Origin of the sequence: Variovorax ureilyticus, assembly GCF_037889935.1 — a bacterium.
Classification (GTDB): Bacteria; Pseudomonadota; Gammaproteobacteria; order Burkholderiales; family Burkholderiaceae_C; genus Variovorax; species Variovorax ureilyticus.
The window spans coordinates 48,342-68,552 of the sequence record NZ_JBBKZU010000023.1; the positions used below are offsets into that span (position 1 = coordinate 48,342).

Annotated in this window: 18 protein-coding genes; 13 read left to right on the top strand and 5 right to left on the bottom strand. The window is 68.0% G+C overall.

The genetic code is table 11. The features are described 5' to 3' along the window. Window positions 1-79: 79 nt before the first annotated feature. The 7 genes from WKW77_RS32095 (at window position 80) to WKW77_RS32125 (ending at window position 8,551) form a co-directional block, all read left to right on the top strand. A complete protein-coding gene (locus WKW77_RS32095; RefSeq protein WP_340360941.1) occupies window positions 80-1,450 on the top strand; it encodes an AmpG family muropeptide MFS transporter in 1,371 nt (456 codons plus the stop codon). Between the two features lie 101 nt (window positions 1,451-1,551). After that, complete coding sequence (locus tag WKW77_RS32100) at window positions 1,552-2,745, top strand: beta-ketoacyl-[acyl-carrier-protein] synthase family protein (RefSeq protein WP_340360942.1); 1,194 nt, start codon at window positions 1,552-1,554, stop codon at window positions 2,743-2,745. Then, window positions 2,742-3,611, top strand: a complete 870-nt coding sequence (locus WKW77_RS32105) for a beta-ketoacyl synthase chain length factor (RefSeq protein WP_340360943.1) — start codon at window positions 2,742-2,744, stop codon at window positions 3,609-3,611. Before WKW77_RS32100 ends, WKW77_RS32105 begins: the two co-directional genes overlap by 4 nt. A gap of 7 nt (window positions 3,612-3,618) precedes the next feature. Next, window positions 3,619-5,244: an NAD(P)/FAD-dependent oxidoreductase gene (locus WKW77_RS32110; RefSeq protein ID WP_340360944.1), complete on the top strand. Its 1,626-nt coding sequence runs from the start codon at window positions 3,619-3,621 to the stop codon at window positions 5,242-5,244. 103 nt (window positions 5,245-5,347) lie between these two features. Further along, window positions 5,348-6,061 carry a response regulator gene (locus WKW77_RS32115; RefSeq protein ID WP_340360945.1) on the top strand — a complete coding sequence of 238 codons (714 nt, stop codon included), beginning with the start codon at window positions 5,348-5,350 and terminating at the stop codon, window positions 6,059-6,061. A gap of 9 nt (window positions 6,062-6,070) precedes the next feature. Next, window positions 6,071-7,258: an ATP-binding protein gene (locus WKW77_RS32120; RefSeq protein WP_340360946.1), complete on the top strand. Its 1,188-nt coding sequence runs from the start codon at window positions 6,071-6,073 to the stop codon at window positions 7,256-7,258. Between the two features lie 60 nt (window positions 7,259-7,318). Further along, window positions 7,319-8,551, top strand: a complete 1,233-nt coding sequence (locus tag WKW77_RS32125) for an O-antigen ligase family protein (RefSeq protein ID WP_340360947.1) — start codon at window positions 7,319-7,321, stop codon at window positions 8,549-8,551. Here the strand turns inward: WKW77_RS32125 and WKW77_RS32130 are convergent. The 4 genes from WKW77_RS32130 to WKW77_RS32145 all read right to left on the bottom strand — a co-directional run bounded on the left by WKW77_RS32130 (window position 8,542) and on the right by WKW77_RS32145 (window position 10,845). Beyond that, on the bottom strand, window positions 8,542-9,057 hold the full coding sequence (locus WKW77_RS32130) for a murein L,D-transpeptidase catalytic domain-containing protein (protein ID WP_340360948.1): 516 nt from the start codon (window positions 9,055-9,057) through the stop codon (window positions 8,542-8,544). The genes WKW77_RS32125 and WKW77_RS32130 overlap by 10 nt on opposite strands. Window positions 9,058-9,247: 190 nt before the next feature. Beyond that, the gene (locus tag WKW77_RS32135; RefSeq protein WP_340360949.1) at window positions 9,248-9,679 is read right to left on the bottom strand and encodes a hypothetical protein; all 432 of its coding nucleotides are present in this window, start codon (window positions 9,677-9,679) and stop codon (window positions 9,248-9,250) included. Between the two features lie 5 nt (window positions 9,680-9,684). Then, the gene (locus WKW77_RS32140) at window positions 9,685-9,897 is read right to left on the bottom strand and encodes a zinc-finger domain-containing protein (RefSeq protein WP_340360950.1); all 213 of its coding nucleotides are present in this window, start codon (window positions 9,895-9,897) and stop codon (window positions 9,685-9,687) included. A gap of 9 nt (window positions 9,898-9,906) precedes the next feature. Next, on the bottom strand, window positions 9,907-10,845 hold the full coding sequence (locus WKW77_RS32145) for a branched-chain amino acid transaminase (RefSeq protein WP_340360951.1): 939 nt from the start codon (window positions 10,843-10,845) through the stop codon (window positions 9,907-9,909). A 234-nt stretch (window positions 10,846-11,079) separates the two neighbouring features. On the opposite strand from WKW77_RS32145, the gene WKW77_RS32150 reads away from it, so the two are divergent. Beyond that, window positions 11,080-12,072 (top strand): recombination-associated protein RdgC, encoded by a 993-nt coding sequence (locus tag WKW77_RS32150; RefSeq protein WP_340360952.1) that lies wholly within the window; start codon window positions 11,080-11,082, stop codon window positions 12,070-12,072. Between the two features lie 18 nt (window positions 12,073-12,090). Here the strand turns inward: WKW77_RS32150 and WKW77_RS32155 are convergent, their stop codons facing one another. Continuing rightward, window positions 12,091-12,582 carry a glycerate kinase gene (locus WKW77_RS32155; protein ID WP_422823307.1) on the bottom strand — a complete coding sequence of 164 codons (492 nt, stop codon included), beginning with the start codon at window positions 12,580-12,582 and terminating at the stop codon, window positions 12,091-12,093. Between the two features lie 123 nt (window positions 12,583-12,705). Here WKW77_RS32155 and WKW77_RS32160 point away from each other — a divergent pair, with 123 nt between their 5' ends. The 5 genes from WKW77_RS32160 (at window position 12,706) to WKW77_RS32180 (ending at window position 20,077) form a co-directional block, all read left to right on the top strand. Continuing rightward, window positions 12,706-14,784: a hybrid sensor histidine kinase/response regulator gene (locus WKW77_RS32160; RefSeq protein WP_340360954.1), complete on the top strand. Its 2,079-nt coding sequence runs from the start codon at window positions 12,706-12,708 to the stop codon at window positions 14,782-14,784. Between the two features lie 342 nt (window positions 14,785-15,126). Continuing rightward, window positions 15,127-18,675 (top strand): PAS domain S-box protein, encoded by a 3,549-nt coding sequence (locus tag WKW77_RS32165; RefSeq protein ID WP_340360955.1) that lies wholly within the window; start codon window positions 15,127-15,129, stop codon window positions 18,673-18,675. Further along, window positions 18,675-19,301, top strand: a complete 627-nt coding sequence (locus tag WKW77_RS32170) for a response regulator transcription factor (RefSeq protein ID WP_340360956.1) — start codon at window positions 18,675-18,677, stop codon at window positions 19,299-19,301. The genes WKW77_RS32165 and WKW77_RS32170 overlap by 1 nt, the downstream gene beginning before the upstream one ends. A gap of 112 nt (window positions 19,302-19,413) precedes the next feature. Beyond that, window positions 19,414-19,794, top strand: a complete 381-nt coding sequence (locus tag WKW77_RS32175; protein WP_340360957.1) for a response regulator transcription factor — start codon at window positions 19,414-19,416, stop codon at window positions 19,792-19,794. Window positions 19,795-19,852: 58 nt separating this feature from the next. Further along, entirely contained in the window at window positions 19,853-20,077 is a 225-nt protein-coding gene (locus tag WKW77_RS32180) for a hypothetical protein (RefSeq protein ID WP_340360958.1), read from the top strand. Window positions 20,078-20,211: the final 134 nt, after the last annotated feature.

The window sequence follows — 20,211 nt, forward strand, 5'->3', positions numbered from 1 at the left end:
CAGCGGCAGGACGAGCACCGACGGCGAGGAGACCGGGCGCGAGGGGGAATAATGGGAGAACCCTGAATAACGCCCTTCCATGTCCGCACCACCGGCTGCCGAAGCCCCCTCTTCCCTGCCCTGGCGCGACGCGCTGAAGGTCTATCTCGAACCCGCCACGCTGCGCATGCTCGCGCTCGGCTTCTCGGCGGGGCTGCCGCTGCTGCTGGTGCTGGGCACGCTGAGCTTCCGGCTGCGCGAAGCGGGCATCGACCGCACCACCATCGGCTTCCTGAGCTGGGTCGGCCTGGCCTACGGCTTCAAGTGGGCCTGGGCGCCGCTGGTGGACCGCGTGCCGGTGCCGCCGTTCACCACCCTCCTGGGCCGGCGGCGCGGCTGGCTGTTGATCGCGCAGTTCACGGTGATCGCGGGCCTGTGCGGCATGGCCTTCAACGATCCGCGCGACGGCCTGCCGCCGCTTGTGTGGTGCGCAGTGCTGGTGGCCTTCGGCTCGGCGACGCAGGACATCGCGCTCGACGCCTTCCGCATCGAATCCGCCGCCGCACGCAAGCAGGCGGCGCTGGCCGCGGCCTACCAGACGGGCTACCGCCTCGCCATGATCTGGGCGGGCGCCGGCGTGCTGTGGATCGCTGCATGGGCCGAACTGCCGGGCCTCGCCGGCTACCAGAACAGCGCATGGAAATTCGCCTATCTCGTGATGGCCGGCTCGATGGCGGTGGGCGTGATCACGGTGCTGCTGTCGCCCGAGCCGGTGCGTGCGGCACCGCCCAGGCCGAAGAGCGCGGGCGAGTGGCTCGAAAGCGTGCTGATCGAACCCTTCGCCGACTTCATCCGCCGCTACCGGTGGCAGGCGGTGCTGATCCTCTCCCTGATCGCGGTCTACCGCATCAGCGACGTGGTGATGGGCATCATGGCCAACCCGTTCTATGTCGACATGGGCTTCACCAAGGACGAAGTCGCCACGGTCAGCAAGATCTACGGCGTGATCATGACCCTGGTCGGCGCATTCGTCGGCGGCGTCCTGTCGATGCGGCTCGGCGTGATGCGCGTGCTGATGCTGGGGGCGGTGCTGAGCGCCGCAAGCAACCTGCTCTTTGCCGGGCTCGCCACGCGTGGGCACGACCTCACGGCGCTGGTGCTGGTGGTGTCGGCCGACAACCTTGCCGGCGGCATCGCCTCGGCGGCGTTCATCGCCTATTTGTCGAGCCTGACGAACGTGAGCTACTCGGCCACCCAGTACGCCTTGTTCAGCTCGCTGATGCTCCTGCTGCCCAAGTTCATCGCCGGGTATTCGGGGGCTTTCGTGGATGCCTTCGGCTACCACGCCTTCTTCATCGGCACGGCCGCGCTGGGCGTGCCGGTGCTGTTCCTGGTGGCATTGGCGTCGCGCGGCTACACCAACGGCGCCGCGAAGGACAACAAGAAGGCGCCCGACCCGGCCGCCACCTGATCGGGACGCCCTGCGGCAGAGCGGGCGATTGCATCCAGACCGCCGGTAGCTGTTAGGCTTAAAGGTTTCGCGCCGAAGCGCTTTTGCACACTTCTTTTGCTGTGTCACCTACACGTATTCCTCCCCTGCGCGTCAGCGCCTTCACCGCCACCTCGGCGGTCGGCGTCGGCAAGGGCCCGCTGCTGGCGGCGCTCGAACAATCCAAGAGCGGCCTTCGCGCCAACGATTTCGGCCCGACGCCGCTGCCGACCTGGATCGGCCGCGTCGACGGCCTCGAAGAACTCAGGCTGCCGGACGAACTCGCAAGCTGGGACTGCCGCAACAACCGCCTCGCATGGCTGGGCCTGAAGGCGGACGGCTTCATCGAAGCGGTCGCCGCCGCCCGCCAGCGCTATGGCGCGGACCGGATCGCGCTGATCCTCGGCACCTCGACCTCCAGCATCGGCGAGACCGAAGCGGCCTACACCGAGCTCGACAACGGCGCCTTTCCGGCCCACCAGCGCCGACCCGAGGTGCACACGCCGCATTCGCTCACCCTGTTCGTGCAGGAGGCGCTCGGCCTCGAAGGACCGGCGGAGACCATCTCCACCGCCTGCTCGTCGAGCGGCAAGGTGTTCGCCTCGGCCGAGCGGCTGATCCGCCTCGGGCTGGTCGACGCGGCCGTGGTCGGCGGCGTCGACACGCTGTGCGGCAGCGTGCTCTTCGGCTTCAATTCCCTCGAACTGGTGTCGCCCGAACCGTGCCGGCCCTTCGATGCCGGACGCAATGGCATCAGCCTGGGCGAGGCCGCGGGCTTCGCGCTGCTCGAACGCGGCGAGGGCCCGCTCGAACTGCTGGGCTACGGCGAAGCCAGCGACGCGCACCACATGTCGACCCCGCACCCGGAAGGCCTGGGCGCCGAACGTGCGCTCGACGATGCGCTCGCGCGCGCCGGCCTCCAGCCCAAGGACATCGACTACATCAACATGCACGGCACGGCCAGCACCAAGAATGACGAAGTGGAAGGCGCGCTGGTGGCGCGGCGCTTCCCGCAGACCACCCACGCCAGCTCGACCAAGGGCTTCACCGGCCACACGCTGGGCGCGGCGGGCATCGTCGAGGCGGTGATCAGCCTGCTCGCGATCGAGACGGGCCTCAAGCCCGGCACCGTCAACACCACCACGCTCGACGACGAGTGCGGCCCGCAGATCAAGCTGCAGCCGGCCCGCGGCGAAGTGCGCCATGCGCTGAGCAACTCCTTCGGCTTCGGGGGCAACAACTGCGCGCTGATCTTCGGCAAGGGAGCGGCGGCATGAGCGCCGCCCGGCCGCCCGAAGGCGCTCGCACCGCAGTGCAAGGCACGGAGGTTCCCCAGGTGAGCGCGAAGACACCGACCGTCTACATCGAGGGACCGGCGTTCTGGGCACCCACGCTGCCCGGCTGGGAGGTCGCACGCGCGGTCTTCCGTGGCGAGGGGCAGCCCGTCGACCCGCCAGCCAAGCGCCCGTCGCCACAGGTGCTCGCGCCGGCCGAACGCCGCCGTGCGCCCGACACCGTGGCGCTGTCGCTCGAAGTCGCGGCCGCCGCAGTCGCAGCCGCGCACCGCAATGCGGCAGACCTGCCGTGCGTGTTCGCATCGGCGCACGGCGACCTCGGCATCAACGACTACATGTGCAGCACGCTCGCGGCCGACCCGAAGCTGCTGTCGCCGATCAAGTTCCACAACTCGGTGCACAACGCGGCCGTGGGCTACTGGACCATCGGCACCGGCTGCATGGCGGCGAGCAATTCGCTGACGGCCTATGAAAGCACCTTCGCGTCCGCCCTGCTCGAAGCGGCGGCGCAGTGCGCTGCAGACCAGCGTGCGGTGCTGCTCGTCGGCTACGACATGCCCGCCGTGGGCGCGCTCGCTTCCGTGACGACGAGCCGCGGCCTGCTGGCCGTCGCCATGGTCATCTCGCCCGAGCGCACGGACCGCTCGATGGCGTCGATCGACTGGTCGCTTGCCAGCGGCCCGGCCCGAGCGGCGCCGCTGCGCACCGATGCCGCGCGCTCGCTCGCCGACAACGCGATGGCCGATGCACTGCCCGTGTTCGAAGCGCTGGCGCGTGGCGATGCCGAATCGCTGCGCCTGCCGCTGTCGGACAAGCTCTCCCTGCAGCTCGCGCTGCAACCCTGCTGAGATCGCCATGACCGCCGCCGCCCAACACGACGTCGTGATCACGGGCGGCGGGCTGGCCGGGCTCACGCTCGCGCTGCAGCTCAAGCAGCAGTTTTCGGACATCGACGTGGTGGTGCTCGAGCGCCGCAGTCATCCCGTGCCGCATGCCGCGCACAAGGTGGGCGAGTCGTCGGTGGAGATCGGCGCGCACTACTTCGACACGGTGCTCGGCCTCGGACTGCACATGCGGGGCGCGCAACTTCGCAAGTTCGGCTTCCGCTTCTTCTTCAGCGAAGGGCGGCGCGACATCGATGCAGTGACCGAGATCGGCGCCAGCCGCTATCTCTCGGTGCCGAGCTACCAGATCGACCGCGGCATCTTCGAGAACTACCTCGCCGAGGAAGCCGAGCGCCGGGGCGTGCGCTTCATCGACGGCGCCACGGTGCGCCGCATCGACCTGGCCGACGACCCGCGATCGCCGCATCGCATCGAATGGACGCGCGGCGGCGAGACGCACGCGCTGCATGCCCGCTGGCTGGTCGATGCCTGCGGCCGCGCGGGCCTGCTCAAGCGCAAGCTCGGCCTCGCGCAGCCGAACGCGCACGAATGCAACGCGGTGTGGTTCCGCATCGGCGAGCGCATCACCATCGACGAATGGTCCGACGACCCGGCCTGGCGCACGCGCTGCGAGCCGCAGGCGCGATGGCTGTCGACCAACCACCTGGTCGGCGCGGGCTACTGGGTGTGGCTGATTCCGCTGGCCTCGGGGTCGCACTCGGTGGGCATCGTGGCCGATCCGCGGCTGCATCCGATCGAGAAGATGGACAGCTTCGACAAGGCGATGGACTGGTTCCGCACCTGGCAGCCGCGCCTTTTCGACGAGCTCGACGGCAAGCGCCATCTGCTGCAGGACTTCGCCTTCTTCCGCCGCTTCTCGTACGGCTGCAAGCAGGTGTTCTCGGCCGACCGCTGGGCGCTCACCGGCGAGGCCGGGCTCTTTCTCGACCCGTTCTATTCGCCGGGCAGCGACTTCATCGCGATCGGCAACACCTACATCGCCGACCTGATCGCGCGCGACCGCGAAGGGCTGGCGCTGGAGGCCCGCGCGCAGCTCTACGACCAGATCTACCACTCGTTCTACGAGAGCACGCTGGCCCTCTACACCGACCAGTACGCGCTGTTCGGCGACCCGGAGGTACTGCCGGTCAAGGTGATCTGGGACTACACCTACTACTGGGGCGTGCTCTCCCAGATCTTCTTCCAGCAGCGCCTGACCGACGTCGCGCTGCTCGGCCAGTTGCGCAACGAGCTCCAGCATTGCCAGCAGCTGAACTTCGCGATGCAGGACTTCCTGCGCGCGTGGTCCGCGGTGAGCGGCCGGCGCAATCCGCCGGTGCTGCTCGACCATGCCGCGCTGCCGTGGTTCGCGGAGCTCAACCGCAGCCTCACCGACCGGCTGGACGACCGGGCCTTCGTGAAACGCCTGCGGGATTCGGCGACCCGGCTGGACCTGCTGGCGACCGAGATTCTCGAACGCGCGACGCACGACCATCCCGCACTGGAGGCAGGCAGGCTGCGCGCGGTGCTGCAAGAACTGCCCGCTGCCACGCTCGGGGACGGCCCCCGCGAATCGATGCTTTTCGCGCCGGCCTGAAATATCCGGGCAAAGACGTTTACCGAACTTTACGTTGCGTTCAAGCCGGCTTGGCGGCGGGCGACGAACCTTGCAACATGCCGCCCCCGCGGAGGGAAACACGATGAGCACGCCCCAACTCCTGATGATCGAAGACGACACCCGCCTCGCGCAGATGGTGGGTGAATATCTGACGCAGTCCGGTTTCGGCTTCAGCCACGCCGCGGACGGCGCCACCGGCCTCGAACTGCTGCAGCAGCGCACGCCCGACCTCGTCATCCTCGACCTCATGCTGCCGGACACCGACGGCCTGGAGATCTGCCGCCGCATCCGCGCGCTGCCCAATGGGCTCGCCAAGGTGTCGGTGCTGATGCTGACCGCCAAGGGCGACCCGATGGACCGCATCATCGGCCTGGAGATCGGCGCCGACGACTACCTGCCCAAGCCCTTCGAGCCGCGCGAACTGCTCGCCCGCATCCGCGCGGTGCTGCGCCGCCGCAGCGAGAGCCGGGCCGATGCGACCGCGCCTTCGGTGATGCGCTTCGGCTCGCTCGAGATCGACCGCAACGCGCGCACCGTCACCGTCGGCGGAGAGCCGGCGGATCTCACCTCCTACCAGTTCGACCTGCTCACCGCGATGGCCGAGCGCGCCGGCCGGGTGCTCACGCGCGACCAGATCATGGAAGCCGTGCGCGGCCGCGAGCTCGAAGCCTTCGACCGCTCGATCGATGTGCACATGGGCCGCATCCGCGCCGCGATCGAGGTCGATGCCAAGAACCCCAAGCGCATCCTCACGGTGCGCGGCGTGGGCTACGTGTTCGCAAAACAGCAAGACTAGGGTGCGGCAATGCTGCTGAACCTCTACCGGCGCCATCTCTACGTCCGCATCTGGCTTGCGGTCGTGGCGGGTGTGTTCATCCTCACGCTCACCGCCAACTGGATCGTGCGCGAGGCCGCCGAGTACGAGCGTGAGCGCCTCGCCCCCGTCCCGCGCCATGTCGTGGTGCTGGACGAGAAGGACAAGGTCATCGGCGGCGGCACCGCCTTGCGCGTGCCCGGCCAGGGGCTCGAGTTCGACGTCGATCTCGGCGACGGACGCAATGTCACGTTGCGCGTCGGCCCGCGCCCCGCCCCCCCGGGGGGGCCCGGCATCGCACCCTGGCGCTCGCCGTTCGGCCTGGGCTGGATGGTGGCGCTGATCGGCGTGGCGGTGGCGCTCGGCGTCTACCCGATCGTGCGCCGGCTCACCAAGCGGCTCGAAGAACTGCAGCGCGGCGTGCAGCGCTGGGGCGAAGGCGACCTCTCGATGCGCGTCGCGCAGGACGGGCAGGACGAGGTGGCCGACCTGTCGAAGCGCTTCAACCTGGCCGCGGCCCGCATCGAGGAACTCGTGCGCTCGCACAAGTCGCTGCTCGCCAATGCCTCGCACGAACTTCGCTCGCCGCTCGCGCGCATCCGCATGGGGCTCGAACTGATGGGCGGCGAACGGCCCAGCGGGGCCGCGCGCGAGGAGATCTCGCGCAACATCGCCGAGCTCGACCAACTGATCGACGAGATCCTGCTGGCCAGCCGGCTCGACGCGAAGGAAGCGGACATGGGCACGGTCGAGACGGTCGACCTCACCGGCCTCGCCGCCGAGGAATGCGCGCGAGTCGATGCCGACCTTGCAGTGAGCGAAGGCACCCACAGCGATGCGCTCACGGTGCGCGGCGTGCCGCGCCTGCTGCGCCGCGCGATCCGCAACCTGCTCGAAAACGCGCGCCGCTATGGTGCCGGCGACACCACCGTCGAACTCGCGAGCCGCGCCGGTGCCGCCGAGATCCGTGTCAACGACCGCGGCCCCGGCGTGCCCGCTGCCTTGCGCGAACGCATCTTCGAACCCTTCTACCGCCTGCCCGGCGCCAGCGAACGCAATGGCGGTGTCGGCCTCGGGCTCGCGCTGGTCAAGTCCATCACCGAACGCCACGGCGGCAGCGTCCGCTGCGAAGATCGCCCCGGCGGCGGTGCGAGTTTCGTGATGACGCTCCCCCACTGACCAAGGGCAGCGAGTCAGCTGCCAGCAAGTGAGCGAAGCTGGGGGCGAGATAATTCCTTGATGAAATCGAACATCGTCCGCCCCGCCGCCATGTTCTGGGGCCTCACGGTGTTCATGCCGGTCGGCGTCACCTACGTGGCAGCGGTCCTGCTGCTCATCACGCTGCTCGCATCCGGTGGCTTGCGCGAGCGGGCCTTGCGGCTGCGCGGCAATCCGATGTGGTGGCCGGTCGTCTTCTATGTCGCGTGGACGCTGATCGTGCTGGCCATCGGGCCGCACTATCCGCAGACCGGCTCGAACCTGGGGCACGGGCTGCGCATCGCGGCCACGGTGCTCATGGCACTGGCGCTCACCGAAGACGAAGCCATCTGGGCGCTGCGCGGTTTCTGGATCATCGGGCTCGTCAACATCGTGATGATCGGGCTGTATTACTCGGTCGGTTTTCCGGTGCTGGAGCCCTGGCGCGGTGTGCTGATCCTCGTGGGCAACAAGTCGATCAGCAACGCCCTGCTCTTCACCATCATGGCGGCGACGGCGGTGGTGTTCGGCCTCAAGTCGCTCATGGAGCATCGGCCATGGCGTGTGCTGGCAGCGCTTGCGCTGGTGCTGGCCGTGGTTGCCATCATCACGCTGACACTGGTCTCGCGCACTTCGCTGCTGGCGCTGCTGATCGCTTCCGCCGCGGCGTGCGTGCACAAGTGGCGCCGGCAGCTCAAGCTTCTTGCCGTGGCGATGGTGATCGGCGGCGCGGTGGTCGCCGTGGGTCTGTGGAATTCGCCGGGCGTGCAGCAGAAGTTCGAGCTCGGCATGCAGGAGCTCGAAGCCGCGCAGGCGGGCTCGGTGTCGGAGGGCAGCTGGGTGGTGCGCTACTACATGTACCGCGACACCGCGCGCATGATCATCGACCGTCCGATCGCCGGCTGGGGCATCGGCGGATGGACCGAGCAATGGCATCTGCGCGGGCCGAAGCTGCTCGCGGACTACAACATGCCGCACAACGACTTCCTGTGGATGGGCTCGCAGGCGGGCGTGCCGGGTTCGCTCTGCCTCCTGGCGATCGTGCTCACCGCGATCTGGCTGGCGTGGCGGCGCGACGATGTCGCGGGGCGCTATGCCTTCGTCGCGACGCTGATCCTGCTGGTCGCGACCAGCCTCAACTCCGCGCTTCGCGATGCGCAGATCGGGCTGTCGATCCTGTGGGTGTCGATGGTGTACCTGCGGCTGGCGCAGGCGCCGGGCGATTCATGGCGCGGCCTCTTGCCGCAGAGCTTGGCGGCGCGCCTTCAGGCCTGAAGGCGCGCGAGATCCTTCACCGCGAAGATCAGCGCGCCGCCCTTGAGCAGGTCGACGACGACATCCCGGTCCTTGTACGAGAAGACCATGCACCCTTCGCTCAGGCCGGCGCTGCCGCGCTCGCGGATGTTGCTCGGCTCCATGTACCAGTGGGCATGGACCACGATCAGCCGCTTGTAGGCGTTGCTGTTGCTGGGCGACAGGCCATGCAGCCGCATCGACAGCCCGTGATCGAGCTGCTCGCTCACGTAGGTGTCGCCCGTCCTGTAGAGCCCGAGACTGCTGGCTTCGCTGCCTTCGACGTTGGAGAACACCTCCGCGTAGCCGTCGTCCGCGGGCGCGGCCGAGCCGATGCCATGGGCGACGACGAAGCTCTGAACGATTTCCCCGGAACTGCGCTCGACCAGGTGGAAGCGCGGCTCGGACGAATGGCGGGAGAAGTCGACCACCGCGCCGAAGGGATGCTCCGACGGCTGGGCAAGAAGCTGCGCCAGGGCAGCGTCCACCAGCGACTCCGGCTCTCCCTGGGCGTGAACCCGTCTCTGCGCGCAAGCTGCGAGCATCGAAAGCGCAGTGGCGGCCGGCGCGAGGAGCAAGGCACGGCGTTTCATCCGCCGCAAGTCCCTTCCGGCCTTGGAAGGCACGTCGAATCCACGCCGCCATGCTAGGCAGGCGGCAGGGACTGTCAATCAGCCCTCAGGCCGACCGCTCGTAGCCCACGAACGGGCCGAAGAACACCATGTCCTTCGACATGGCGGCCGCCAGTTCGGCGCGCTTCGGAAGTTCGTCGACGAACTCGGGCCACGACTGCGCGATGTGCTGCGCCCAATCGTCGAGTTCGATACGGGAGACCGGGCCCTGCGTTCCCAGGAACTCGAAGCCCTTGGCGGTGAGCTTGGTGATCGCGAGCCGCGTGGCGGCGTCCTGGTCGGCGGCGGTCACATAGGCCGAGACATACGCGCCCGCGAGCCCGGACGACAGCTTGTTGCTGCAGCCGCGCCCCACCTTGACGTTGACGAGGAACAGGCCCCGCGCAGGCAGTGCCAGCGCACGGCGCCGGGCCCTGAAGATGCCGAAGAGCGGTATCGCCCGGATGGAGCCTCCACCCGCGGCGTGAAGGAGACCCATGGACTTCAGTGGTGGCTGCCGGCCACCTCGCCCGCCTTGAGGCGGTAGACGGTGCCGCAATACGGACACTTGGCTTCGCCGGTGCGCGCAACGTCGAGGTAGACCTTGGGGTGCGTGTTCCAGAGCTTCATGTCCGCCTTGGGACTGGGGCAGAACACGCCTCCCTGGTCGTTCAGGTCTTTGGCGAGCAGTTCGATGACGGCTTTGGGGGACGACATGGGCTTCTCTCAGACCTTCGTGAGCCAGTGGGCGTACTTTGGATTGCGTCCGTTCACGATGTCGAAGAACGCGTTCTGGATTTTCTCGGTTACCGGGCCGCGCGAGCCGATGCCGATCTGCACGCGATCGAGTTCGCGGATCGGCGTGACTTCGGCCGCGGTGCCGGTGAAGAAGGCTTCGTCGGCGATGTAGACCTCGTCGCGCGTGATGCGCTTTTGCACGACTTCGACGCCGAGGTCCTTGCAGATGTGCAGGATGGTGTTGCGGGTGATGCCGTTGAGCGCGCCGGCCGACAGGTCGGGCGTGTAGACCACGCCGCCCTTCACCACGAAGATGTTCTCGCCAGCGCCTTCGGAGACGAAGCCGGCCGAGTCGAGCAGCAGCGCTTCGTCGTAGCCGTCTTCCGTCGCTTCCATGTTGGCGAGGATCGAGTTGCTGTAGTTGCTGACCGCCTTGGCCTGCGTCATGGTGATGTTGACGTGGTGGCGGGTGTAGCTGGACGTCTTCACGCGGATGCCCTGCCTGAGGCCTTCCTCGCCCAGGTAGGCGCCCCACGACCACGCGGCGACCATCGCGTGGATGGTGTTGCCCTTGGGGCTCACCCCGAGCTTCTCGGAGCCGATCCACGCCAGCGGGCGCAGGTAGCAGCTTTCGAGGTTGTTGACGCGAACCACCTGCTTCTGCGCCTCGTTGACCTGCTCCTGCGAGAACGGGATCTTCATGCGCAGGATCTTGGCGCTGTTGAAGAGGCGCTCGGTGTGCTCCTGCAGTCGGAAGATCGCGGTGCCGTTGACCGTGTTGTAGGCGCGCACGCCTTCGAAGACGCCGCAGCCGTAGTGCAGCGTGTGGGTCAGCACGTGGATCTTGGCGTCGCGCCAGTCCACGAGATCGCCATCCATCCAGATCTTGCCGTCACGGTCGTCCAGTGCAGGGGGCAGCGCGCTCATGTTCTTTGTCCTTCGGGGAGGGGAATGTCGCAAAAGCTGACGATTTTACGGCCGAGCCCAATCCCGACGCATCGACAATGCTCGGCTTTGCTTCCACCGGGCTGCGCGCGCCCCATGAAACCGCCGCAGCCCAACCCAGGGCACCCGCGGAACCGGCTTTGCCGGGCCGCTGGGTGCGCCCCCTCGAGGGGGAGCGCCGCAGGCGCATGGGGGAGTATTTATTGAAAGGTTCCTGTGTCCGTCTTCAAGAACGTCATCGTCTACCGCATCGAAACCACCTGGTCGCAGCCGCTCGAAGAGGTCCAGAAGGGCCTCGATGCCCAGCGCTTCGTGCCCTGCGGCCCATCGCAGGAGAAGTCCATCGGCTGGGTCGAGCCCCGCGGCGAAGCGCACGGCCCGCTGGTCGAGTCGGTGGGCGGGCAATGGCTGCTCGAATTCATGATCGAGAGCAAGACCCTGCCGGCCTCGGTCGTGCGCCGCAAGGTCGAGGAGCGCGCCGCGCAGATCGAGGCCACCACCGGCCGCAAGCCCGGCAAGAAGGAAAAGAAGGAGCTCAAGGAAGACATCACCCACGAGCTGCTGCCGCTTGCCTTCACCCGCCATGCGCGCGTGGCGGTGTGGATCGACCCGCAGTCGCACCGCCTGGTCGTGAACGCCAGCAACGCGCAGCGCGCCGACGAAGTGGTCACGAGCCTCGTGAAGGCGCTCGACGGCTTCGCGGTGAGCCTCGTCAACACGCAGGTCGAGCCCGCCGCCGCGATGGCCGAGTGGCTGTCGAGCCAGGAGCCGCCGGCCGGCTTCACCATCGACCGCGAATGCGAGCTCAAGGCCAGCGACGAGTCGAAGTCCGTGGTGCGCTACGCCAAGCACCCGCTGGACATCGACGAAGTGCGCCAGCACATCGCCAGCGGCAAGCGCCCGACGCGGCTGGCCATGACCTGGGACGACCGCGTGTCCTTCGAGCTGACCGAGGGCATGCAGCTGCGCAAGATCGTGTTCCTCGAAGGCACGCTGGACGATGCGCCGGGGTCGGGATCGGGCAAGGAAGACAACTTCGATGCCGACGCCGCGATTGCGACCGGCGAGCTCGGCCAACTGGTGCCGGACCTGCTCGAAGCGCTGGGTGGCGAAATGCAGTTGGGTGCGGCGCCTGCTGCGGCATCGGCCCCGGCTGCATCGGCCAAGGCTGAAGAAGAAGCGCTGGCCGACGATTCCGCGCCGTTCTAAGCCGGCGTCAGGGCTTCTTCAGACCGGCGGACGCAGCGCGTCCGTCGCGCCCGGCTTGACCGCATCGGAAGCCGGTGCATCGGCCTCGATCGCGGCAGCCTCTTCTTCCGTCGGCTCGGGCCGCACCAGCTTCCACTCGGTCAACTTGCCGTTGACGAAGGTCGCATCGACAAACGACCCGCCTGCGTCGGCCCAGCGGAAGATCTCGGGCTGCGTGTCCGCCGGCGAGCGCAGTTCGCCGATGGCGCGGGTCAGCGCCACCACATGCAGCAGGCTCGCCTTGGGTTTGAGCTTGGCATTGAGCATCACCGCGCTGGCGACCGTGCCGATGGGGCGATCGGCTGCGCGCTTCAACACCTGGATCGCGCGGTTGAGGTGCAGCAGCACGAACATCACCATCGCGCCCGCGACGAGCGCCACGCCGGCCCAACCGTAGCTGCGCCACGCGCCAGCGATCAATACGATGCCGACGAGGGGCACCAGGACTTTGCCGAAATTCATGGGCGCGATTGTCGCGCGTCCGAAAACCGGGCCTGCGGCGCAACCCCCGGGCGAAATCGGGCGTTCTTCTGACAGCGCTGGTGAGCAGGATCGGCGCACAATTTGCAACATCCCCCAGCTCCTGCGCGGCCCATGCACCAAGTGTCGTCTCCCGCACCCTGGCCCATCGCGGCCGGGAACGCCGCTGCCCGCATCCGCGCGCTCGACGCGGGCAACTCGCCGCTCGGGGCGCCGGGCGACTGGCCCGAGGCCCTGCGGACGGTGGTCGATCTCATGCTGCCCTCGCAGGCGCAGATCGTTCTCTTCTGGGGCCCGCTGTACTGCGCGCTCTACAACGACGCCTATGCGCCGACCATCGGCGACAAGCATCCCGCCGCGATGGGCCGCCCCGGCCGCGAATACTGGACCGAGCTCTGGGACGACCTGTGCCCGCTGCTCGACCGCGTCCTCCTCGGCGGGGAAACCGTGGCCGCGCGGGACCGCCCCTTCCAGATCAACCGCCACGGCCACATGGAAGAGGTGTTCTTCGACATCTCCTATTCGCCCGTGCGCCTGCCCGACGGCCAGGTCGGCGGCGTGCTGTGCATCGTCAGCGAAACCACCGACCGCGTGAACGCCACCCGCCGCCTCGCGGCGAGCGAAGCGGAGCTCGAGCAGCGCGTGCAGGAACGCACCCGCGACCGCAACCGCCTCTGGCAACTCTCCACCGACCTGCTGGTCGTCACTTCGCTCGAAGGGCGCGTGATCGCGGTGAACCCCGCCTGGCAGGCCACCCTGGGATGGAACGAATCGGAACTGGTCGGCAGTTCGATCCTCGAGCGGGTCGCGCCGCCCGACACGACCGCCCTGGCCGCCGAACTCGCGCGGCTCGCCAAGGGGAACCTCGCCTCGCGCTTCGAATGCCGGCTGCGGCACAAGGATGGGAGCCTGCGCGTTCTTTCATGGACCGCGGTGCCCGACGACCGCTTCGTCCATGCGGTCGGGCGCGACGTGACCGCACTGCGCGCCTCCGAACAGCGCACGTTGCACAGCCAGAAGATGGAGGCCATCGGACAGCTCACCGGCGGCATCGCGCACGACTTCAACAACATGCTGCAGGGCATCACGGGCGCGCTCGAAGTCATCCGCCGCCGTATCGCCATGGGCCGTACGCAGGATCTCGACCGCTTCGTCGAAACCGCCGCCAGTTCCGCGCAGCGCGCCGCAGCGCTGGTGCAGCGGCTGCTCGCCTTCTCGCGGCGCCAGTCGCTCGATCCCCGGCCGGTCGATGTGAACGCGCTCATCCGGTCGATGGAAGAGCTGATGCGCCGCTCGCTCGGCGAACAGGTCCGCCTGTGCGTGAACCTCACGCCGGAAGCGGTGTTTGCGGTCGGCGACGAGAGCCAGCTCGAAAGCGCGATCCTCAACCTTTCGATCAACGCGCGCGACGCGATGCCGCGCGGCGGCGACCTCACGATCTCCACGGAAGAAATCGTGGTGCCCCCTTCGGCCCAGCGCGAGATCGACGGCTTCCTGCCCGGTCGCTACATTGCCCTGCGCGTCGCCGACACCGGCACGGGCATGACGCCGGATGTGCTCGCGCGCGCCTTCGACCCCTTCTTCACCACCAAGCCGATCGGGCAGGGCACCGGCCTGGGGCTGTCCATGGTCTACGGCTTTGCGCAGCAGTCGCACGGGCATGTGCAGATCGACAGCGAACCGGGCCGCGGCACCACCGTCACGCTGCTGCTGCCGCGCGCCACGCAGGCGGCCGCGGGCACGGAAGCGCCAATGCCCGATCCACTGCCGCAAGGCAACGGGGAATTCGTTCTCGTCGTGGAAGACGACCCGAGCGTTCGCCTCTTCGTCCTCGAAGTGCTGGCCCAGCACGGCTACCGCGCGCTGGAGGCGGCGAATGGAAACGAGGCGCTGCCGTTCCTTCTGGAGCCGCGCCTGCAGATCGACCTGCTCGTCAGCGATGTCGGCCTGCCAGGCATGAACGGACGACAACTCGCCGAACAGGCGCGCCAGTGCCGGCCCGGCCTGCCGGTGCTCTTCATGACCGGCTACGCGGAATACGCACTCAACCGTTCGGAGTTCCTCGCCGAGGGCATGCAGATGATCAGCAAGCCCTTTGCGCTGGAGGAGTTCGTGCACAAGCTACGGGAGATGGTGAGGGAGCGGCAGACGCGCGTGGCGGCGGCCGGTACAACGGCCGTGCAGCACACGTAGACCAGCGCGCCTTAGTCCACGGTGGTGTCGATCACGAACTGGCCGCGCTCGATGCTTCGAAACTTCGCGGTCAAGCTCTTGCCGGTCAGCGGCGCGGCAGCTCCGCTCGCCAGCTTGTAGACCCCTTGGCGGTCCCCGAGAAGCCCGTCACCTTGCCGTCGGACATGGTGAGGGCATGGCTGCCTTCCGTCACCGTGTAGAGCACCAGCGTGCCGGTGCCGTGACAGCAGTCACGGGGACGTTCAAAATGGCGTTCTCCACGCCCCCAGGAGGAGCTGGCCCGCCACCGGCGCTGCGCGACATGCGGCGGCTCACATGCCGCGACGCCTTTTGGAGTCGCTCGTGACCATACGTAAAGGCGACGAAACGCTCTCGCGCTCGGCATGTCGGCCTTCCGAGCGGCATGCAGAAGCGTCCCTGCCCGGGCACGCCGAACTGCTCGATCTGACGCATGACGCCATGTTCGTGCGCGACATGGAAGCGGCGATCCGATACTGGAACCGAGGCGCCGAAGAGATGTATGGATGGACGGCCGAGGAGGCGCTCGGCAAGTCTGCGCGCGAACTGCTGAAGACCCTCTCCGCCGTGCCCCTCGAAGAGATCGATTCGCAGGTGCTGCGCACCGGACGCTGGGAAGGCGAACTGGTGCATCACAGGCGGGACGGAACGCCGGTGGTCGTCGCGAGCCGCCTGGCATTGCAGCGAGACGAGCGGGGCAAGCCGGTGGCGATCCTCGCGACCAACACGGACATCACGCAGCGCAAGCGGGCCGAAGAGGCTCGGCAGGATCTCGAGGAGCAATGGAGAGCCGCATTCGAAGCGAATCCCACGATGTACTTCATCATCGATGCGGCCGGCACGATCCTGTCGGTGAATCCCGTCGGGGCCGAGCAGTTGGGCTGGCGCGTGAGCCAACTGGTCGGCCAGCCGGTGCTGGACGTGTTCCATGAAGCCGATCGGGCGTTCGTCCAGGCAAACGCGGAGCAGGCTTTCCGGCAACCGGGGCGCGTGATGCGCTGGAGTGCGCGCAAGGTCCGCAAGGACGGCACGGTGCTGTGGGTCCGGGAGTCGGCCAACGCAGTCGTGCTGAGGAATGGGCCGGTGCTGCTCGTGGCGTGCGAGGACATCACCGAGCGCAAGCACACGGAAGAGGCGTTGCGCGAGAGCGAGGAGCGTTTTCGCACGCTCGTGAAGTTCTCTTTCGACGTGTACTGGGAGAGCGACGCGCAGCACCGCTTCACGCGGCAGGAGTATTCCGCACCGTTCGACCGGGCACCGGCGCCGGGCTCGGAGATCGGCAAGACGCGATGGGAAGTGCCCTATCTGGAGCCGGACGAGGAGGCGTGGCGTCAGCACCGCGCAGCGCTCGATGCCCATGTCCCGTTCCGCGACTTCGAGCTGGCCCGGGCCACCTCCGACGGGGGCATACGCCATGTGTCGGTCTCCGGGCTGCCGGTGTTCGACGAAGCGGGGCGCTTCACGGGCTACCGGGGCGTCGGACGGGACATCACCGAGCACAGGCGCGCGGAAGATGCACTCCGCCGGAGCGAGAAGGAGCTTCGGGAAGTGCTCGAGACGATGCCGGCGATCGTGTTCGTCGCCAACGGCGATGGCTCCGGCGTGCTCGTCAACCGGCGCGGGACCGAATACACCGGCTTCCCGAGCGCCAGGGCGAACTGGCTGGATGCAATTCATCCCGCAGACTTGCCCGGCTACGCGCAAGCGCGAGCGCATCACCTGGCGAGCGGCGAGCCCTTCGAGCAGGAGGCGCGCCTTCGTCGCGCGGACGGCGAATACCGCTGGTTCCTGAGCCGCGCCGTCCCGATGCGGGGCGAAGGTGGAAGGATCCTGAAGTGGTATGGAATCCTCACCGACATCGAAGACCTGAAGCGCGCGGAAGAGGAACGGCGCGCGCATCTGTGGTTCCTGGAAAGCATGAACCGCGTCGACCGGGCCATGCAGGGAACCAACGACCTCGAGAAGATGATGAGCGATGTGCTCGACGCGGTCCTCGACATCTTTGCCTGCGATCGGGCATGGCTCACCTATCCGTGCGATCCGGAGGCCGACTGGTGGCGTGCGGTCATGGAGCAGACTCGGCCGGAGTTTCCCGGCGCGTTCAGCCTGGGCGCCAAGATGCCTGTCGATCCGGATGTCGCCACGGTGTACCGGACAGCGCTCGCTGCGAGCGGCGCCGTGTGTTTCGGTCCTGGCTGCGAACTCCAGGTGCCGGCGGTGCTCGCGCAGAGTTTCGGCATCCGGTCCGTGCTCGCCATGGCGCTGTACCCCAAGGCCGATCAACCTTACCTCTTCGGGCTGCACCAATGCTCGCGCCCGCGCGCCTGGACGGCGCAGGAAAAGCGGCTGTTCGAGGAGATCGGACACCGGCTCGACGACGCGCTCACCAGTCTTCTCATCTTCCGCAGCCTGCGCGAAAGCGAGCGCAAGCTCGAAGAGGCGCAGCGCATGGCACATCTCGGCCATTGGGAAGCCGACCTGGACAGCGGCCGGGCGACCGCCTCGCAAGAGGCTTTCCGCATCCACGGCCTGCGGCGGCCCGGGTCCGGGCTACTGGAAGGTCGCTTGCTGGACCCTGTCCACCCGGACGACCGGGAAAGGGTGGAACAGGCTTATGAGACTGGCGTGCAGGGTGGTCCGCGCTTCGACATGGAATACCGGGTGGTGCGTCCCGACGGCGAGGTGCGCGTGATCCACAACAGCGCCGACGTCGCGCGCGATCCCTCCGGCCGGCCTCGGCGCTTCTTCGGCATCGTGCAGGACATGACGGAGCTCAGGCGGGCCGAGTACCTGACGCGGCAGATGTTCGAGAGCGCTTCCGATGGCGTGGCCGTGATCGGGCGGGATTACCACTTTCAAAGGGTCAATGCGGTCTACGAACGCCATTGGAGGATGCCGGCCGGAAAGATCGTCGGCAAGCATGTCGCTGATTTCCTCGGGACCGACTTCTTCGAGCACGCCGTCAAGCCGAGGCTCGACCGCTGTCTCGCCGGCGAGCAGTTCACGTTCGAGGACTGGTTCACGACCGATCGGGGGCGCCACTACCTGTCGGTGTCCTACTCGCCGCTGCGGCTCGATTCGCAGCGCGTGGAGGCCGCGCTCGTGATCACGCGCGATCTCACCGACCACATCCTCGCGTCGGAGGCCCTGCGCGAGGCGCAGGCAGCACTGGCGCGGGTGAACCGCGTGACCACGCTCGGCGTGCTCGCGGCCTCGATCGCGCACGAGGTGAACCAGCCGCTCGGGGCCATGGTCGCGAGCGCGGGGTCCTGCGCACGCTGGCTCGCGGCCCGGCCGCCCGAACTCGACAAGGCACGGCGCTCGCTCGAACGCATTGCCAGGGACGGCAAACGCGCCAGCGAGGTCATCGACCGAATCCGCGCGCTGGTCATGCGCCAGCCGCCGCGGCGGGACCGCGTCGACGTCAACCGGGCCATCCTCGACGTGATTGCGCTCACACGCGACCAGATGCGCCGCAACAACATCGCGCTCGAGGAGACGCTTGCCGAAGGCCTGCCGTCCGTGCGGGCTGACAGGGTGCAGCTCCAGCAGGTGATCCTCAACCTGATCGTCAACGCCATCGAGGCGATGAGCTCGCCCGGCAATCGCCCGCGACGGCTGGTCATCGGCGCGAGCGAAGCGGAAGGCGGCGTATGCATCGAGGTGCGCGACTCGGGCCCCGGCATCGCGCCCGAGATCGCGGACAAACTCTTCGAGCCCTTCCATACCTCCAAGGCGCAGGGCATCGGCATGGGGCTGTCGATCAGCCGGTCGATCATCGAGGCCCACGGCGGCCAGCTCTGGACCGTGCCGAACGTGCCGCACGGCGCCGTGTTCCGGTTTTCGCTGCCGGTCGGCGAACGGGAGGCGTAGTGGCTACCGAGCGGCCCGTCGTCTTCGTGGTCGACGACGACCTGGCCATGCGCGAGGCGCTTCAGGATCTCCTCGCCTCCGTGGGCATGGACGTGCGCCTCTTCGCCTCGACGCAGGACTTCATGCAGGCGCAGCGCCCGGACGCGCCCGGCTGCCTGGTGCTCGACGTTCGGCTGCCCGGTGCAAGCGGATTGAGCTTTCAGCAAGAACTCCCGCGCGCGGGCGTCGATCTGCCGGTGATCTTCATCACCGGGCACGGCGACATCCCGATGACGGTGCGCGCCATGAAGGCCGGCGCGGTCGAGTTCCTGAGCAAGCCCTTCCGCGACCAGGAGCTTCTCGATGCGATCGATGCCGCGATCGAGCGGCACCGTGCGCAGCGGCGCCAGACCGCGCTCGTCGCGGAGCTCCGGCAACGCTTCGCGGCGCTCACCCAGCGCGAACGCGAAGTCATGGCGCTGGTGAGCGCCGGGCGCGTGAACAAGCAGATCGCTGCCGAGTTGGGCATCAGCGAGGCCACCGTGAAGGTCCACCGCGGGCAGATCATGCGCAAGATGCAGGTGAAGTCCCTGGCGCAGCTCGTGCGCATCGCGGACACGCTCGGCCTCGCCGATCCAAAGCCCTAGGCGCCTAAACCAAAGTCGTAGAGCGCGCTTCGCACGTGCAATGGTCTTCGGCGCACGATCGGCCTAGTCTTGCACCGACGCTCCAGAAGAGAAGACCTGCAAGGAGACCCAAGTGCGCGACCTGCCGACCATAGCGATCGTCGATGACGATGAATCGGTTCGAGACACCACGAAAGACCTGCTCGACTCCGCCGGCTGGTCCGCCGCCACCTTCCGCTCGGCCGAGCGCTTCCTGCTTTCGAAGGAAACATGCGCCGTCAAGTGCCTCGTCGCCGACATGCGCATGCCGGGGATGACCGGGCTCGAGCTGCACCGCCACCTGGTCGCCGCCGGCACTCCGATTCCGACGGTCCTCATCACCGCCTACCCCGACGACGGGGCGCGCGCGCACGCCTTGAAGGCCGGCGTGATCTGCTTTCTCGCCAAGCCCTTCAGCGCGGAGGACTTCCTTGCCTGTATCGAGATCGCCCTGCACGGACGCCATCTCGCGTGAGGCGCACGCGCTTGCTTCCTGGAACTGCTTCATCGGAATGAACCGCGAGGACCCCGCCATGCACGCCCCCAAGTCGCCCGCTGCACCGTCCGCCTTCGAGCTGCGCTTTCCCGCGCTCAGCGGCACGGGCCGCGCGCTGTCATTTCCCTGCGATGCCAGCGGCCTGGTGCAAATGGACAACCTGAGCGAGCGCGCGCGGAACAACTACCTTCTTGCCCGTGCGTTGATAGGCCGCGAGTACGGGTGGCCCAGCGTGCTGGCGTCGTGCCAGGCGCAGAGCTGAACCGAAGACCCGCGACATCGCGCCCGCCTGCACGGCGGGACCGATTCGCTCTCTGCTATCGATGCGCAGGCGTTCACGCGCAGCGGTCGACGTGCCTTCGATCTGGTCGAGCGCCTCGGCAAGCCGGTGATCGC

Excerpts from the sequence above, each read along its gene's own strand:
- WKW77_RS32095 (WP_340360941.1), top strand. The coding sequence starts at position 80 with ATGTCCGCACCACCGGCTGCCGAAGCCCCCTCTTCCCTGCCCTGGCGC.
- WKW77_RS32105 (WP_340360943.1), top strand. The coding sequence starts at position 2,742 with ATGAGCGCCGCCCGGCCGCCCGAAGGCGCTCGCACCGCAGTGCAAGGC.
- WKW77_RS32110 (WP_340360944.1), top strand. The coding sequence starts at position 3,619 with ATGACCGCCGCCGCCCAACACGACGTCGTGATCACGGGCGGCGGGCTG.
- WKW77_RS32115 (WP_340360945.1), top strand. The coding sequence starts at position 5,348 with ATGAGCACGCCCCAACTCCTGATGATCGAAGACGACACCCGCCTCGCG.
- WKW77_RS32120 (WP_340360946.1), top strand. The coding sequence starts at position 6,071 with ATGCTGCTGAACCTCTACCGGCGCCATCTCTACGTCCGCATCTGGCTT.
- WKW77_RS32125 (WP_340360947.1), top strand. The coding sequence starts at position 7,319 with ATGAAATCGAACATCGTCCGCCCCGCCGCCATGTTCTGGGGCCTCACG.
- WKW77_RS32135 (WP_340360949.1), bottom strand. The coding sequence starts at position 9,679 with ATGGGTCTCCTTCACGCCGCGGGTGGAGGCTCCATCCGGGCGATACCG.
- WKW77_RS32140 (WP_340360950.1), bottom strand. The coding sequence starts at position 9,897 with ATGTCGTCCCCCAAAGCCGTCATCGAACTGCTCGCCAAAGACCTGAAC.
- WKW77_RS32145 (WP_340360951.1), bottom strand. The coding sequence starts at position 10,845 with ATGAGCGCGCTGCCCCCTGCACTGGACGACCGTGACGGCAAGATCTGG.
- WKW77_RS32160 (WP_340360954.1), top strand. The coding sequence starts at position 12,706 with ATGCACCAAGTGTCGTCTCCCGCACCCTGGCCCATCGCGGCCGGGAAC.
- WKW77_RS32180 (WP_340360958.1), top strand. The coding sequence starts at position 19,853 with ATGCACGCCCCCAAGTCGCCCGCTGCACCGTCCGCCTTCGAGCTGCGC.